General features: G+C 63.2%; 15 protein-coding genes and 1 pseudogene. 10 read left to right on the forward strand and 6 right to left on the reverse strand.

The window, feature by feature from the left end:
* Nucleotides 1-2 precede the first annotated feature (2 nt).
* Entirely contained in the window at nucleotides 3-2,087 is a 2,085-nt protein-coding gene (locus ACF8R4_RS23285) for a hydantoinase/oxoprolinase family protein (protein ID WP_392493559.1), read from the forward strand.
* A gap of 148 nt (nucleotides 2,088-2,235) precedes the next feature.
* A complete protein-coding gene (locus tag ACF8R4_RS23290) occupies nucleotides 2,236-3,192 on the forward strand; it encodes a helix-turn-helix domain-containing protein (RefSeq protein ID WP_060496959.1) in 957 nt (318 codons plus the stop codon).
* Between the two features lie 39 nt (nucleotides 3,193-3,231).
* Here the strand turns inward: ACF8R4_RS23290 and ACF8R4_RS23295 are convergent.
* Nucleotides 3,232-3,519: pseudogene (locus ACF8R4_RS23295) on the reverse strand (DUF2950 family protein).
* Between the two features lie 173 nt (nucleotides 3,520-3,692).
* On the opposite strand from ACF8R4_RS23295, the gene ACF8R4_RS23300 reads away from it, so the two are divergent.
* Both ACF8R4_RS23300 and ACF8R4_RS23305 read left to right on the forward strand, forming a co-directional pair.
* On the forward strand, nucleotides 3,693-3,944 hold the full coding sequence (locus ACF8R4_RS23300; RefSeq protein WP_060496960.1) for a hypothetical protein: 252 nt from the start codon (nucleotides 3,693-3,695) through the stop codon (nucleotides 3,942-3,944).
* A gap of 81 nt (nucleotides 3,945-4,025) precedes the next feature.
* Complete coding sequence (locus tag ACF8R4_RS23305; RefSeq protein ID WP_060496961.1) at nucleotides 4,026-4,745, forward strand: TorF family putative porin; 720 nt, start codon at nucleotides 4,026-4,028, stop codon at nucleotides 4,743-4,745.
* Nucleotides 4,746-4,771: 26 nt separating this feature from the next.
* On the opposite strand, the gene ACF8R4_RS23310 is transcribed toward ACF8R4_RS23305, so the two are convergent.
* Nucleotides 4,772-5,182, reverse strand: a complete 411-nt coding sequence (locus ACF8R4_RS23310; RefSeq protein ID WP_164524594.1) for a RidA family protein — start codon at nucleotides 5,180-5,182, stop codon at nucleotides 4,772-4,774.
* A 189-nt stretch (nucleotides 5,183-5,371) separates the two neighbouring features.
* Here ACF8R4_RS23310 and ACF8R4_RS23315 point away from each other — a divergent pair, with 189 nt between their 5' ends.
* The gene (locus tag ACF8R4_RS23315; RefSeq protein ID WP_060496963.1) at nucleotides 5,372-5,695 is read left to right on the forward strand and encodes a hypothetical protein; all 324 of its coding nucleotides are present in this window, start codon (nucleotides 5,372-5,374) and stop codon (nucleotides 5,693-5,695) included.
* A gap of 45 nt (nucleotides 5,696-5,740) precedes the next feature.
* Here ACF8R4_RS23315 and ACF8R4_RS23320 read toward each other — a convergent pair whose 3' ends face one another.
* Complete coding sequence (locus ACF8R4_RS23320) at nucleotides 5,741-5,953, reverse strand: PLDc N-terminal domain-containing protein (RefSeq protein ID WP_060496964.1); 213 nt, start codon at nucleotides 5,951-5,953, stop codon at nucleotides 5,741-5,743.
* An 88-nt stretch (nucleotides 5,954-6,041) separates the two neighbouring features.
* Nucleotides 6,042-6,509, reverse strand: coding sequence for an FAD/FMN-containing dehydrogenase (locus ACF8R4_RS23325; RefSeq protein ID WP_104834626.1), 468 nt, complete (start codon nucleotides 6,507-6,509; stop codon nucleotides 6,042-6,044).
* A 159-nt stretch (nucleotides 6,510-6,668) separates the two neighbouring features.
* Between ACF8R4_RS23325 and ACF8R4_RS23330 the strand changes: the two genes are divergently transcribed.
* A complete protein-coding gene (locus tag ACF8R4_RS23330; protein WP_060496966.1) occupies nucleotides 6,669-7,676 on the forward strand; it encodes a GlxA family transcriptional regulator in 1,008 nt (335 codons plus the stop codon).
* A gap of 7 nt (nucleotides 7,677-7,683) precedes the next feature.
* Here ACF8R4_RS23330 and ACF8R4_RS23335 read toward each other — a convergent pair whose 3' ends face one another.
* Together ACF8R4_RS23335 and ACF8R4_RS23340 are read right to left on the reverse strand one after the other, a co-directional pair.
* On the reverse strand, nucleotides 7,684-8,355 hold the full coding sequence (locus ACF8R4_RS23335; RefSeq protein ID WP_392493562.1) for a TetR/AcrR family transcriptional regulator: 672 nt from the start codon (nucleotides 8,353-8,355) through the stop codon (nucleotides 7,684-7,686).
* A 138-nt stretch (nucleotides 8,356-8,493) separates the two neighbouring features.
* Nucleotides 8,494-9,375: a hypothetical protein gene (locus ACF8R4_RS23340; RefSeq protein WP_392493563.1), complete on the reverse strand. Its 882-nt coding sequence runs from the start codon at nucleotides 9,373-9,375 to the stop codon at nucleotides 8,494-8,496.
* Between the two features lie 198 nt (nucleotides 9,376-9,573).
* Here ACF8R4_RS23340 and ACF8R4_RS23345 point away from each other — a divergent pair, with 198 nt between their 5' ends.
* The 4 genes from ACF8R4_RS23345 to ACF8R4_RS23360 all read left to right on the forward strand — a co-directional run bounded on the left by ACF8R4_RS23345 (nucleotide 9,574) and on the right by ACF8R4_RS23360 (nucleotide 13,594).
* Nucleotides 9,574-10,554 (forward strand): aliphatic sulfonate ABC transporter substrate-binding protein, encoded by a 981-nt coding sequence (locus tag ACF8R4_RS23345; RefSeq protein WP_392493564.1) that lies wholly within the window; start codon nucleotides 9,574-9,576, stop codon nucleotides 10,552-10,554.
* Between the two features lie 16 nt (nucleotides 10,555-10,570).
* On the forward strand, nucleotides 10,571-11,962 hold the full coding sequence (locus tag ACF8R4_RS23350; protein WP_392493565.1) for an LLM class flavin-dependent oxidoreductase: 1,392 nt from the start codon (nucleotides 10,571-10,573) through the stop codon (nucleotides 11,960-11,962).
* Nucleotides 11,963-12,068: 106 nt separating this feature from the next.
* Nucleotides 12,069-12,905 carry a bifunctional allantoicase/(S)-ureidoglycine aminohydrolase gene (locus ACF8R4_RS23355; protein ID WP_013972924.1) on the forward strand — a complete coding sequence of 279 codons (837 nt, stop codon included), beginning with the start codon at nucleotides 12,069-12,071 and terminating at the stop codon, nucleotides 12,903-12,905.
* 89 nt (nucleotides 12,906-12,994) lie between these two features.
* Entirely contained in the window at nucleotides 12,995-13,594 is a 600-nt protein-coding gene (locus tag ACF8R4_RS23360; protein ID WP_060496971.1) for an START domain-containing protein, read from the forward strand.
* The last annotated feature ends 530 nt before the right edge of the window (nucleotides 13,595-14,124 follow it).

The following is a 14,124-nucleotide window of genomic DNA, read 5'->3' on the forward strand; positions in this document are numbered from 1 at the left end:
TCATGCGCAACCAATATCGCCTGGGCATCGACGCCGGCGGCACCTTCACCGATTTCATCCTGGCCGACCGCGACGGCGGCGTGCAGCTGTTCAAGGCCCCGTCCACGCCGCAGGACGGCACCCTGGCCATTCGGGCCGGGCTGGCGCAGATCGCCGACGCCACCGGCCGCAGCCCGGCCGAGCTGATTGCCAACTGTGACCTGTGCATCAACGGCACCACCGTCGCCCTCAACGCGCTGATCGAGCGTACCGGGGTCAAGGTGGGCCTGCTGTGCACCGAAGGCCACGAAGACAGCCTGGAAATCCGCTTGGGGCACAAGGAAGAAGGCCACCGCTACGACGCCCACTATCCGCCAGCGCACATGCTCGCCCCCCGCCACCTGCGCCGCCCGATTGGTGGCCGCATCCTCGGCGATGGCCGTGAGCACAGCCCGCTGGACGAACGCGCCATCCACGCCGCCATCGACTACTTCCGTGCCGAAGGCGTAGAGGCCGTGGCCATTTCCTTCCTGTGGTCGGTGCGCAACCCCAGCCATGAGCAGCGTGCCGCCGAGCTGGTGCGGGCAGCCCTGCCCGGGGTATTCGTCTGCACGGGCTGCGAGGTGTTTCCGCAGATTCGCGAGTACACCCGCACCTCCACCACGGTGGTCAACGCCTACCTCAGCCCGGTGATGGCCCGCTATGTGGCGCGCATCGACAGCCTGTTCCACGAGCTTGGCGTGCAACAACCGGTGCGTTACTTCCAGTCCAACGGTGGCCTGGCGCCGGGGCACCTGATGCGTGAGCGCGCGGTCAATGCCATCAACTCCGGCCCCGCCTCGGCGCCCCAAGCCGGGCTAGCGGTGGCACGGCCATTCGGTATCGACAACGTCATTACCGTGGACATGGGGGGAACCTCGTTCGACATCACCCTGACCAACGCCGGGCGCACTAACTTCAGCAAGGATGTGGACTTCCTGCGCCAGCGCATTGGCGTGCCGATGATTCAGGTGGAGACGCTGGGTGCTGGCGGCGGCTCCATCGCCCACCTGGACGAGTTCGGCATGCTGCAGGTCGGCCCGCGCAGCGCCGGTGCCATGCCGGGGCCCGTGTGCTACAGCAAAGGCGGCAGTGAGCCCACGGTAACCGACGCCAACCTGGCGCTGGGCTACCTCCCGGATGGTGCACTGTTGGGCGGCAGCATCCGCCTGAACCGCCAGGCCGCACTGGATGCCATACGCAGCAAGATCGCCGAGCCACTGGGCATCAGCGTGGAACGGGCGGCGTTCGGCATCACTACATTGGTGAACCTGAACATGGTCAACGGCATTCGCCGCGTGTCCATTGAGCGCGGCCACGACCCGCGCGACTTCGCCCTGATTGGCGCAGGCGGTGCGGCGGGCATGCACGTGGTCCGCCTGGCCGAGGAAATCGGCATGCAGACCGTGCTGATCCCCAAGGTGGCCTCGGGCTTGTGTGCGTTCGGCCAGATCCTGTCCGATGTACGTTACGACCAGCTCACCAGCCTGTCGATGCGCCTGGACGCCGGGCATGTGAACCTGGAGCAGCTCAACCACGCCCTTGCCGAACTGCGCCAGCAAGGCCTGGCCAACTTGCGCCAAGACGGCTTTGGCGACCAGGCCAGCAGTTGCCACTACACCCTGGAAATGCGCTACCAGGGGCAGATCCATGAATGCAGCGTGGAGCTGGCGCAGCATGCCCTGGATGAAGCAGGCCTGGCCGCGCTGATCAACCGCTTCCACAGCCGCCACCAGACCCTGTACTCGTACAGCGAACCCGACAGCCCGGTGGAACTGGTGAACCTTGAGTGCTCGGTAATCGGCCACCTGCCACGCCCACCGCAACCTGAGTTGCAGGGCCCGGCCGAACCGCCGGCAGCCACCCCGCAAAGCGTCCGGCCGATGCTGTTCAGCACCGACGGGGCGTGGCAACCCACGCCCGTGTTCAACGGCAATCGTCTGCTGCCGGGGCAGACCGTGCAGGGCCCCTGCGTGATCGAGGAGGACACCACCAACATCGTCGTGCCGCCGGGCTGGCAGGCGCGCCTGGAGCCTTCGGCCACCTACCGGGTGACACGAGGGGCTTGATCAAACGGTCGGCGTGCGCCGATCATGGGCCTGAAAGCCGCCTGGCAGCCTCGCGTTGCCGGGCGGTTTGCACAATAACAAGAGCTGCTTGAGTAGCTTGCCTGCAGTTCCTTTTTTCAATGCTGCCCTCTTTGAAAAAGGACCCACCATGCCCACAGAACTCTCGACCCACGGCTGGGCTCAGCCGGAGCGCCAGGCGCGCTGGGCCGAAGCCATCAGCGACACCTATTTCCCATTGAGCCTGCAGTTTGCCACCGAACAGCCGTTCAATGGCCACCTGCAGCGCTGGAGCACGCCCAGCACGCCGCTCAGCCTGTCGCGCCTGCGCTCCAGCCCGTTGGGCTACTCGCGCAGCAAGGCGCACATCGGCCAGGACCATGAAGCGTTCTACCTGGTGACCGTGCCGCACAGCAGCGAGGTGCACTTCGAACAGGACGGTCACCCGATCAGTTGTCGCCCGGGTGGTTTCATCGTCGAGCGCGGCGACGCCCCCTACCGCTTCCATTACGGCACACAGAACGACCTGTGGGTGCTCAAGCTGCCTGAGCAGGCACTCAAGGCCAACTTGCTGGGGCACAAACGCTATACCCGGCATTGCTTCGATGCCAGCCAGGGCCTGGGGCGCATCTTCGTCGAACAGCTGGACCTGTGCGCCCGCCATTTCGATGCCAGCCCTGTGGCTGCCCGGCATTTGCTGCTGGAACAGGCCTCAGCCACCCTGTTGCTGGCCCTGCAACAGGACGACCGCGTACTGGGCAGCGAAGGCAGCAACCTCAGCACCCTGCACCTGACGCGGGTGGAGCAGTACGTGCTGCAACACCTGGGCGACCCCGAACTCACGCCACAAACCATCGCCAGCGCCTGCGGGCTGTCGTTGCGTTACCTGCACAAGCTGTTCGCGATCACGCCTTACACCCTTGGCGAATGGGTGCGCCTGCAACGCCTGGAGGCTGTGCACCGGCAACTGCGCGACCCGTATTGCCACCTGGCCATTGGCGAACTGGCGTTCCGCTGGGGCTTTGCCGATCAGGCGCAGTTCACCCGCGCATTTCGCCAGCAATATGGGTGCACGGCACGGGAGGTCAGGGCTGCACGTACGCACTGAACGGTGCAAGCGGCGGTCACTGCGCGACCGGAGTCAGTCTTAGGCCGCCACGTCCAGCACCTGCCAACTGTCATCCGGGTCGAAGCGTTTCATCGCCTTGGCCAGCCTGTCACCCTGTGGCCCGAGGTTTTTCTCGAACACCTGGCCGTCGTGGCTGATCATGAAGCTCATCACCCCAGTGTCGTCGTACCTGGCCGGCCAGACGACCATGGCAAAAACCACGGCTCATCTGGTTGCCTATCAGTAGCTGTACGCGCCGCCAGGGGCAGAGGGGCCTTGTGCATCGAGGATGCGGAAGTGGTAGCCGTACCAGTCATCACCCACCACATCCTGGCCGAACAGCGGGCCCAACGCTTCCGGCGGTTTTGGCCAGGTGCCGAAAGCCCGCCCGGTTCATCGATAGTCACTATCGAGCAGGGCAATTTCTACCGGGCGCCTTGGCCTAATAACCTTGCTCCATCGACTCGCCGCCCATGACCCCGGCCCTTGGAGCTACCCTGATGAACACCCTGGCCCGCCTACTTTTCGCCACCTTCGCCGTTTTTGCCATCGCCATCATGAGCGGCTGTGCCAGCCACCCGGAACTGCGCCCGTACACAGCTGAAGAAACCCGCCAGTTGCAGTTGGAAGCGCTACAGCGTCGCGGTCTTTCCCTTGACGACTACGAGCAGCAACGGCGGGTCATCCAGCGCGCTGACAACCTGCCTGTAGTAACGGAAGCCACCGACGCAGACACTTCGACCAAAGGCTGACAGGGGCAAGCAGCGGTTCCCTCGTTCCACCTGTACAGGTATCCTCTAGCGCTCAACCGCAAGCCTTCCAGGATGGAGACCATGACCAGGCCCCTTCTGTTGCTGAGCGCTGCACTGCTGTTTAGCCCTGTTCTACTGGCCCAGCAGATCAAACGCGAACTGGGCAGCTTCGACTTCACACTCGGCACCACACCCTCGCGCACCATGGCCCAAGGCCTTATCTCACCCAGTGCCGTCGGCGCCTTCCATGGTGGGCTGGACTTCAGTCACGCCAGTGGCTGGTACCTGGGCCAGTACGCGCCCAGCATGGGCGTTGCCCCCAACTCGACCCTGCGCCTGGACAGCTACCTGGGCTACAAGCACCATTTCGACAGCAGCCTGGGCTACGAGGTAGGGTTGATCCATTACAGTCAGCCGAATATCGCAGGCCCCGACAGTTACGCCCTGTACGGTGGCATCTCGGTGCTGGGCAGCCGTTTCGGCGGCGCGTTGCGCGATAACCCCAACAACCGCACCGGCACGCTGTTCGCCGACTTTGGCCAACTGCCGCTGTTCGATGTCGACCTGACCGTAAAGCTCGCCCACCACCAACTGGGTACACCGTTCACCATTGGCGACGGCAGCCAGGTGACTGCCTTTTCCGATTGGTCGCTGGAGCTGTCGCGGCCTTGGCTTGGCATCGACCTGAACCTGGTCTACAGCAACTCCAACCTCAGTGGCGGGGGTTGCGATGCGTATTCGGGCATGAACACCTATTGCGACAGCATGGTCACGCTCAAGGCACAGCGCAGGTTCTTCTAACGACGTGAGCGCCGCTTGACCCGGTGCTACAACGCTGCAACAGCCTCGATCTCCACCAGCATGCCGTCCAGCGCCAGCCGTGGCACCGGGATCAGGGTGCAGGTCGGCTTCATGTGCGGCCCCCACGCCCTGTCCGCCTCCACTACCCATTGGCGCAGGCGCGCTTCAGAATGCTCGACAATCAGCAAGGTCAGCTTGAACACCTGAGCCAGGCTGGCGCCTTTGGATGCCAACGCCAGCTCCAGGTTTACCAGCGCCTGGCGGGCCTGTTCGGCAAACAGGGGTGACAGCTGGCCATCGCTGTCCTCCCCGCCTTGGCCGGCGATGAACAACAGCCGACTGTCGGCGCGTACCTCGGCGACGTGGGAATAGGCATTGCCACTGGGATCGTAAAGGCCCTCGGGGTTGCTCAGCTGGAATACGGCTTGATGGGTCACGACATGCCCTCGATCGGATGGAAGAGTGGCGGAGTATCGGACCTTAAGTTAACTCGAGGTCAAGCGCAGCGTAGGACGTTTCGCACAGAAGGCGAACTGATGTGAACCACGCGTCTGTTTGCGCGGCGGCCGTCGCGCGCTAGATTACCAGCCCCGGCATGGAGGCCTGAATCCAACAAGGAAAAGCGCATGAGTAATTTTGATTTCCAGCTGGCCTATACCATCAAGCCGCACACCGCACGCGATGACGCCGATGCCGCCCAGGCACGGGTACACCTACGGGAAAATCTCGGCCTGGACACCGTTGAGCACATTGAGACCACCTTGCTTGGGACGGTCGAACTCAAGGGCTCCACGCTTGCAGAGCGCAAGCTCGAGGCTGAGAAACTGATTCACGAATATATTCATAATGCGCTCAAGCAGCTGCGTGTGCTGTCTACCGTGAAATTCTACGGCAGCCTGATGGTGAACGGGCTAGGCCCCGCCATACGCTTCGACATCCTGCCCAAGTGAGCCTCAACAGGCATCAGGCGCCCCCGCGCCTGATGCCGGACACCGTCACTTTTCCTGCAGTACCGCCCTGCCCTTTACCGCCCTGGGCCCGCGCCATGCCCAGCACAACAACCCGGGAAATGGCGCGTACACCACGAAGACGACCCACAGCATCTTGCGTTCGGCGCGCCGATCACTGCCAATGATGTGCCAGATCGCCCAGACCTCCAGCAGGATGACGAAGGCCGCGATGATGATCCAGATCGTTCCGATTTCCATGAGCGCTCTCCCATTTGGCGTGTAATGGGTTGGGTTTCAGCAAGCGCCGAGGGTTCAGATTGTTTTGTTTGGCGCCAGTGCAGCCCATTCAGTGTGGTGCTTGTTCCAGCGCCGACTTCAGCGCCGCCGCATCGATAAACGCCCGCTGGCCCACCAGCGCCCCCTGCTCCAGTTGCAACCACTGTACCTGGCCATCCTGCCCGGAATAACGGCTGGCCACGCGCCCTTCACGGTCAAGCAGCACACGGTAGTTGTATGCGCGCATGGCGGGGATGGCGAACAGCTTGCTGATGATCGCCGGCATGCGCTGGATGTCGGCAACAAACACGGCATGACGCGCCTCGAGGTAGCCCTTGGGCTGCTCGGCCAGCGCAGCCTTTACCATCTTTGCGCCGTCCATGTCGCGCGCCACCAGCAGGATCTGCGTGCCAGCATCAAGGCTGTAGGCCTGCTCATACTGGTCAAGCAGCGTGAACGGTGCCAGCTTGTCGCCCGCCTCCAAGGCATTGGCCAGTAACGGCAACAGGCTGCACAGCAGGGCAATGACGTACTTCATGAAGGGTGTCCTCGGTAATAGGGGGCGGCATGGCGGCGAAGGGCCAAGCCAGGCAGGTTGCCTGAACACGACCTGAAATACGACACGCGCACCCGGGAGATTGTCTTTCCCCCAGCCAGCCGCCACACTCTGCGGGCCAGCCAGGAAGCGGAGACCAGAGTGCCAACGCCACGTCAGTTCAGCAAGAAGACCAGTACCAGCAACATGCTGCGACTGAAATCCACCAGCGCCAACGCCCAGGCTCCGTACAGGGTTGACTTCGTCCTGCTCGAACATTTCTCGATGGCCAGCTTTACCGTCGCCATGGATGTGCTGGTCACCGCCAACCTGCTGCGCACGGACAGCTTCCGGTTCACCCCGTTGTCGATGGATGGCGACCGGGTGCTCAGCGACCTGGGGCTGGAGCTGGTGGCCACTGAGCTGTCCGCCGAGGCGCTGAAGGAGCTGGACTTGCTGGTGATCTGCGGCGGCCTGCGCACGCCCCTGAAATACCCGGAACTCGACCGCCTGCTGGACGACTGCGCGGCCCACGGCATGGCCCTGGGTGGCCTGTGGAACGGCGCCTGGTTCCTAGGCCGCGCCGGGGTGCTGGACGACTACGGTTGCAGCATCCACCCCGAACAGCGCGCCAGCCTGTCCGAACGCAGCCCGCAAACACGCATTACCCCGGCCAGCTTTACCCTCGACCGCGACCGCCTCAGCGCCGCCAGCCCCAACGGTGCCATGGAGCTGATGCTGGGCCTGGTGCGCCGGCTGTATGGTGATGGCCTGGCCGAAGGCGTGGAAGAAATCCTGTCATTCTCCGGAGCGCGTTACCGTCAGGTTGGACCGGGGGCGAAGAAGTCCATGAGCCTGCACCTGCGCACCATCGTCGAACTGATGGAAAACAACCTGGAGGAAACCCTCAGCCTCGACCAGCTGGCCGCCTACAGCGGGCGCTCGCGACGGCAGATCGACCGGCTGTTCCAGGCCCAGCTGGGCACGTCGCCGCGGCGCTACTACATGGAGCTGCGCATCACCAAAAGCCGCCGCCTGCTGCAGTATTCCGACCTGTCGGTGATGGAAGTGGCAGTGGCCTGCGGGTTTGTTTCGGTGTCGCATTTCAGCAAGTGCTATGCGGCCTACTTCGGCTACCCGCCCTCGCGGGAGCAGCGGCTGGGCGAGTGAGCGCCGTTCAGGCGCGTATGTAACGCAGCACGGCGTCGCAAATCATGGCTTTGTGGCGCAGCTTGATCTCGTCATCGGACAGGTCGATCTGGAAGATCTCGCCGAAGGTATGGCGGTTCGACACCCGGTAGAAGCAGAACGCGCTCATCAGCATGTGCAGGTCGATCACTTCGATGCTGCCACGAAAAACCCCTTCCTGCACGCCACGGCGCAGGGTGTTACCCAACGCTTCGAGCACCAGGCTGCTCATTTCACGAATGGCCGGCGACTGCTTGACGTACTCGCCATAGTGGATGTTTTCAGTGCAGATGATGCGCACGAAATCGACGTTGCGGTCGTGGTGATCGAAGGTGAACTCAACCAGACGACGAATCGCCTGCTCGGCCGGCAGCGACTCCAGGTCCAGGCTTTGCTCGGTCTTGCGGATGTCGCCATACAGCTTGATCAGGCACTCGCAGTACAACTGCTCCTTGCTGCCGAAGTAGTAGTAGATCATGCGCTTGGAGGTGGCAGTGCGTTCGGCGATGGCATCGACGCGGGCGCCGGCCAGCCCTTGCTGGACGAACTCGTTGATGGCCGCCTGGAGGATATCCTCGCGCGTTTTCTCGGGGTTGTTCTTGCGCGTTCTGCGCCCCCCTTCGGTTTCAGGCTGGCCGAGGCCAACTACGGAATCACTCATACCCACTCACAGGCTATTTATTGGAATGAGGGGGATTATCCGTGAGCGCGGCCATGCAGGGAAGCGCGCTGTTGGTCGGGTAGCCATAAAGCCTCATGGGTGGCTGGCCGTGAAATCATTCACGGCACGCCGCGGGCATCACTCCCGCTGGGCAGTATTGCGCTCCAGCGGCGGCGTCAGGTGCAGCACGCGGTTACGCCCGCCTTCGGCCAGCAAGTAACCACCTTTGCCATCCGCCACGATCGACTGTGGCGCCTTGAGGAAAGTCAGCACCGTGTGCTGAACGCCATCGGCGTCAACACGCAGCAGCCGGGCACGGTGGGTGTTGTCTTCGCTGATCCACAGGCCGCGCTGATCACAGTACAGGAACGTCGGGTTGCGCAGGCCTTCGACCACCACCGGGTCGCTGCCATCGTCGGACAATGCGCGGACCTTGCCATTGGCCTTTTCGGTGTACAGCACACGGCCCGCGCAGCGGGTGAGCCCTTCGGTTTCGGTCAGGCCGGAACGCAGCACATCGAGCTGGCCGCTGTTCCAGTCGTAACGCATCAAGCGACCATTGCCTTTGCGGTCTTCGATGGCATACAGGTGGTCGCCGTCATTCCACAAGCCTTGCACGCTGTCGCCGTCGAACAGGGGGGTCACCTGGCCATCGCGGGCCAGGCTGACAGGTGCCCGGCCGCCTTCCTGACTGAACACCCACCCCCCTTGAGCCGCCACCATGCCGTCGGGCTTGGACAGGTTATCGATGATCATGACCCGGTCGCCGGTCGCGGTGATCTTGAGGATGCTGCCACGGCCATCATCCAGCTCGCGGCTGACCAGCAGGCTGCCATCGGCTTGCGGCAGCAGCGAGGCGGCTTTGGTCACATCGCGGTGCAGTACCTCGACATCCCAGCCGGAGGCAGCCTGAACCGGGTAGAAGCTCTGCCAGGCGAAAAAGCCCAGGGTGGCGGTAAGCAGACCGGTGGTGGCAGTCAGGGCGATGCGGGTGCTGCGCTTGCGCAGGATGTGCGGCATGTAGGGGCTCCTCGGGATTGCCGCGATGCTAGCAAGCGAATGTGAAAAAAATGTCGAGAAATGCAGAACATTACAAAAAACAAATGGATATAAAAATAACTAAACATTCTAACAAACAGGAATATAAAAATTGAAAGCCGAACGCCACCTCCTTAGGCTGGGCACATCGTTTCCCACTCGGTTTCAAGGAGCAAACCCATGCCAACCCGTGCTTTCTCTCCCCTGCGCCGGCTGTTGATCGGCGGCCTGCTGGCCAGTGTGGCCAGCGCCCTGCTGCCTTGGTCCGAAGCTCTGGCCGACGACGCCAAGACCCTGCGCATCGGCTACCAGAAGTTCAACAGTATCAACATCCTCAAAGGCAGCGGCGCCCTGGAAAAAGCGCTGGCACCACAAGGTGTAACCGTAAGCTGGCACGAATTTGCCGCCGGCCCGCAGTTGCTCGAAGCCTTGAGCACGGGTGCCATCGACCTGGGTCATGCCGCCGATGCGCCGTCCGTGTTCGCCCAGGCCGCCGGTAAACCGGTGGTGTACCTGGCTGCCGAACAACCCTACCCACGCGGCATCGGCCTGGTGGTGCGCGAGCAGGACCACCTGACCAGCGTGCAAGACCTGAAAGGCAAGCGCGTGGCCACCGGCCGCGGCTGGAACGCCCAGTACCTGCTGGCCGTAGCGCTGGAGCAGGCTGGCCTTACCTACAAGGACATTACCCCCGCCTACGTCAACAATGCCGCCGATGCCGTGGCTGCCCTGCAGTCCGGCAGTGTCCAGGCCGTCACCCTGTGGGACCCGTTCCTCGCCGCAGCAGAAAGCCAGCCCGGCCTGAAGAACCTGCGCGACGGTAGCGGCCTGTCCAACAACCGGACGTTCTACCTGTCCACCGCCAGCTATGCCGACCACCACCGTGCGCTGCTGAAAACCTTCTTCAGCGAACTGGGCAAGGTCAGCCAGTGGGCCAACGCCAAGCCTGCCGAGGTTGCCGCGCTATTGGCGCCGCAACTGGGCATCAGCGCCAACGTGCTGGAAATGGCCAGCGAACGGCGTAACTACAATGCCGTGGCCATCACCCCGCAAATCGTTGCCGAACAACAGAAACTGGCCGATACCTTCCAGGGCCTGGGCCTGATTCCACGCAAGCTGCAGGTGGCCGATGCGGTCTACCCGGCTTCCGTCTTGCCTTGAGCGGAGCGCAGCCACCATGCCCCGCCCGATCCGCTTCAACGCCTTCAGCATGAACGCCGCCAGCCACCAGTCCCCCGGCCTGTGGCGCCACCCGCGCAACACCAGCGTGGCATTCAACCGCCTGAGCTACTGGACCGACCTGGCTCGCCTGCTGGAGCGCGGCCTGTTCGACGCCGTGTTCATCGCCGATGTGCTGGGCATCTACGATGTCTACCAAGGCGGGCCCGAAGCCGCCTTGCGCGGTGGTGTGCAGGTGCCGGTCAACGACCCGCTGCTGCTGGTACCGGCCATGGCCGGGGTCACCGAGCACCTCGGTTTCGGCGTTACCTTTTCGCTGACCTACGAACACCCCTACCCCTTCGCCAGGCGCATGTCCACGCTCGACCACCTGAGCAATGGCCGGGTTGGCTGGAACATCGTCACCGGCTACCTCGACAGCGCCGCACGCAACCTCGGCCTGGCGCGCCAGCTGGGCCACGACCAGCGCTACGACCTTGCCGAAGAGTACCTGCAGGTGCTGTACAAACTATGGGAGAAAAGCTGGGACGACGATGCCGTGCTGCTGGAGCGTGACAGTGGGCGCTATATCGAACCTTCGCGGGTGCACGCTATCAACCATGTGGGCGAGCACTTCCAGGTGCCCGGCATGCACTTGTGCCAGCCGTCGCCACAACGCACGCCGGTGCTGTTCCAGGCAGGTGCTTCGGCACGTGGCCAGCAATTTGCCGCGCAGCATGCCGAATGCGTGTTCATCAGCGGCCCGACGCCCACGGTGTTGCGCCGCTACGCCGACGGCATCCGCCAGGCCAGCGAGGCCGCCGGGCGGGGTCGTGATGAGGTGCTGATCTATGCGCAGGCGTTGCTGATCGTCGCCCCCACCCGGGAAGAAGCCGAGGCCCGCTTCGCCGAATACCGTCGCTACGTCGACCTGGACGCTGCCCTGGCACTGCTGTCGGGCTGGACCGGCATCGACTTTGCCGGCCTCGCCCCCGACGCGCCGATCGAATATGTCGAAAACGATGCCGGTCGCGCCGCCCTGGCCGCGTTCACCGCCGCCGACCCCAAGCGCCGCTGGACCATGCGCGAGGCCGCCGAATTCGTTGGCCTGGGGGGGCGCGGACCGGTGCTGGTCGGCTCAGCCAGCGAGGTCGCCGACCAGTTGGAAAACTGGCTGGACCAGACCGGCATCGATGGCTTCAACCTGACCTATGCCGTGCAGCCGGACGACCTGACCCATGTCGTCGATTTGCTGGTGCCCGAACTGCAACGCCGTGGTCGCTACCCTTCGCGCTACACCGAGGGCACCCTGCGCCACAAGCTGTTCGGCCAAGGCGACCAGCTGCCGGCACAGCACATTGGGCGTCAGGTTGACATTCAGCGATTAAATACCGGGTATTCCAACATTTAATTTGTGGATGCCACGCGCTCAACCCTATTCTGTCGCCACATCCCCTGCGCCGCACCGGCCGGTGCGGTTCACGGCATGGGGAGAGAACAACAAGTCGAGATCGTCCATGTCGAACCATTCGTACTTCGCCCCCCACGGTGGGCACCCGGCTCAAACCGAGCTGCTGACTGACCGTGCCATGTTCACCGAAGCCTATGCCGTTATCCCTAAAGGCGTGATGCGTGACATCGTCACCAGCCACCTGCCGTTCTGGGACAAGATGCGCATGTGGGTCATTGCCCGCCCACTGACCGGTTTTGCCGAAACCTTCTCCCAGTACATCGTCGAAGTGGCCCCGGAAGGCGGCAGCGAGCGCCCAGAGCTGGACCCGAACGCCGAAGCCGTGGTGTTCATCGTCGAAGGCGAGCTGGACATCACCGTCGAAGGCAAGCATCACACCCTGGTACCGGGCGGCTACGCCTTCCTGGCCCCGGGCGCCGAGTGGAGCCTGCGCAACAACAGCAAATCCAATGTGACCTTCCACTGGCTGCGCAAGCACTACCAGAAAGTTGAAGGCCTGGACGTACCCGAGTCGTTTGTTACCCACCGCGACAACGCCACCGTCATCGAAATGCCGGGCACCGAAGGCCGCTGGGTCACCACCCGCTTCGTCGACATGGCCGACATGCGTCACGACATGCACGTAAACATCGTCACCTTCCAGCCGGGCGGCGTGATCCCGTTCGCGGAAACCCACGTGATGGAACACGGCCTGTACGTGCTGGAAGGCAAGGCGGTGTACCGCCTGAACCAGGACTGGGTCGAAGTGGAAGCCGGCGACTTCATGTGGCTGCGCGCCTTCTGCCCGCAAGCCTGCTACGCCGGCGGCCCAGGCAAGTTCAGCTACCTGCTGTACAAGGACGTGAACCGTCATGTGCATTTGACGCTGAATCCTAAGCGCTAAGCTCAGGCTGATGCCCTAAGCCCGCCAATCTGGCGGGCTTTCCATTTGCCGCGCATACTGAAACACCCATCTCCCGCACGGTACCGGCCATGCCCCGCTGCCTGCTGCTTACCCTCCTGCTGCTGTGCACCCCTGCCCTGGCCGCCGATGCCTGGAACCTTGCCTACGACCGCGAAGGCATCCGCGTGTACCTCAGTGGCGTACCCGACTCGCCCTACCAGCAGTTTCGTGGTGTGAGCACCATGAAAGCCAGCGTGCGCACGCTCACCGACCTGCAGGAGAACCTGCGGGTGGCCTGCAAGTGGCTATATGCCTGTGACCAGATGCGCCTGCTGGACGTGGACGGGGCCGACACCTGGGTGTACCTGACCACCAACCTGCCCTGGCCGACCATGCCACGGGACATTGTGTTGAAGGTGAGCAGCGAACGCCTGGATGACGGCACGCTGCTGCGACACCTGAGCGCTGAGCCCGACAAGATTCCCCAGGTTGACGGGTTGATCCGGGTGCAGCACCTGAGTGGTGAGTGGCGAATGAAACCGTTGAATGAGCGGTTGACCGAAGTGACGTACCAGTTGCAAGCCGACCCGGCCGGAGATGTGCCGGGCTGGCTTGCCAATCGGTTCGTGGTGGATGCGCCGGTGGTAACCCTCAGAACCCTGAGGGCTGTCGCCGAACGTCAGCATTGAGGGCTATCCACCAGATCGCCTGGGTATCAGTCAAAATCGAAACTTGGCTCGCAAGTGCCGATCGGGGTCAAGAAAGTACCCTCAGGGCACTGTATTTCTGGCACGCCTATACTGTTGACACCCCCACGGTCAGCTTGAGGCTGCTCGCTGAAGACGGCATCGTTGGCATGCGCAACCTGAACCAGGCCTGCGGCGGCCAGCAGTGTAATGAATGCTATTTTTTTCATTTTGGTTTCCTGTAACAACATTAAGGGACTTGCCCGAAAGATCCTACGCGCCACCCAACCCATGGGGCTTTAGGCAATTGCCTCCAGATCACTGGGAAGCCCACAGTTGCTGCGTGGGAAACATCATTGCAGCAGACAATGCCGTCGTGCGCTGACTGATCGCGCGCAGGCCCTATCGCCCTGAGTCAATTTCTGCCACTGTGCCCGCGCGGCGCGGACCAGCACGGTACGGGTGTCTGGCTCCAGCGCCAGCAGGCACAACACGAAGATCAGAAACAGCTGCGACAGCGCCGCGGTGACCTT

This window comes from Pseudomonas sp. FYR_2 (genome assembly GCF_043106425.1).
Lineage (GTDB): Bacteria > Pseudomonadota > Gammaproteobacteria > Pseudomonadales > Pseudomonadaceae > Aquipseudomonas > Aquipseudomonas monteilii.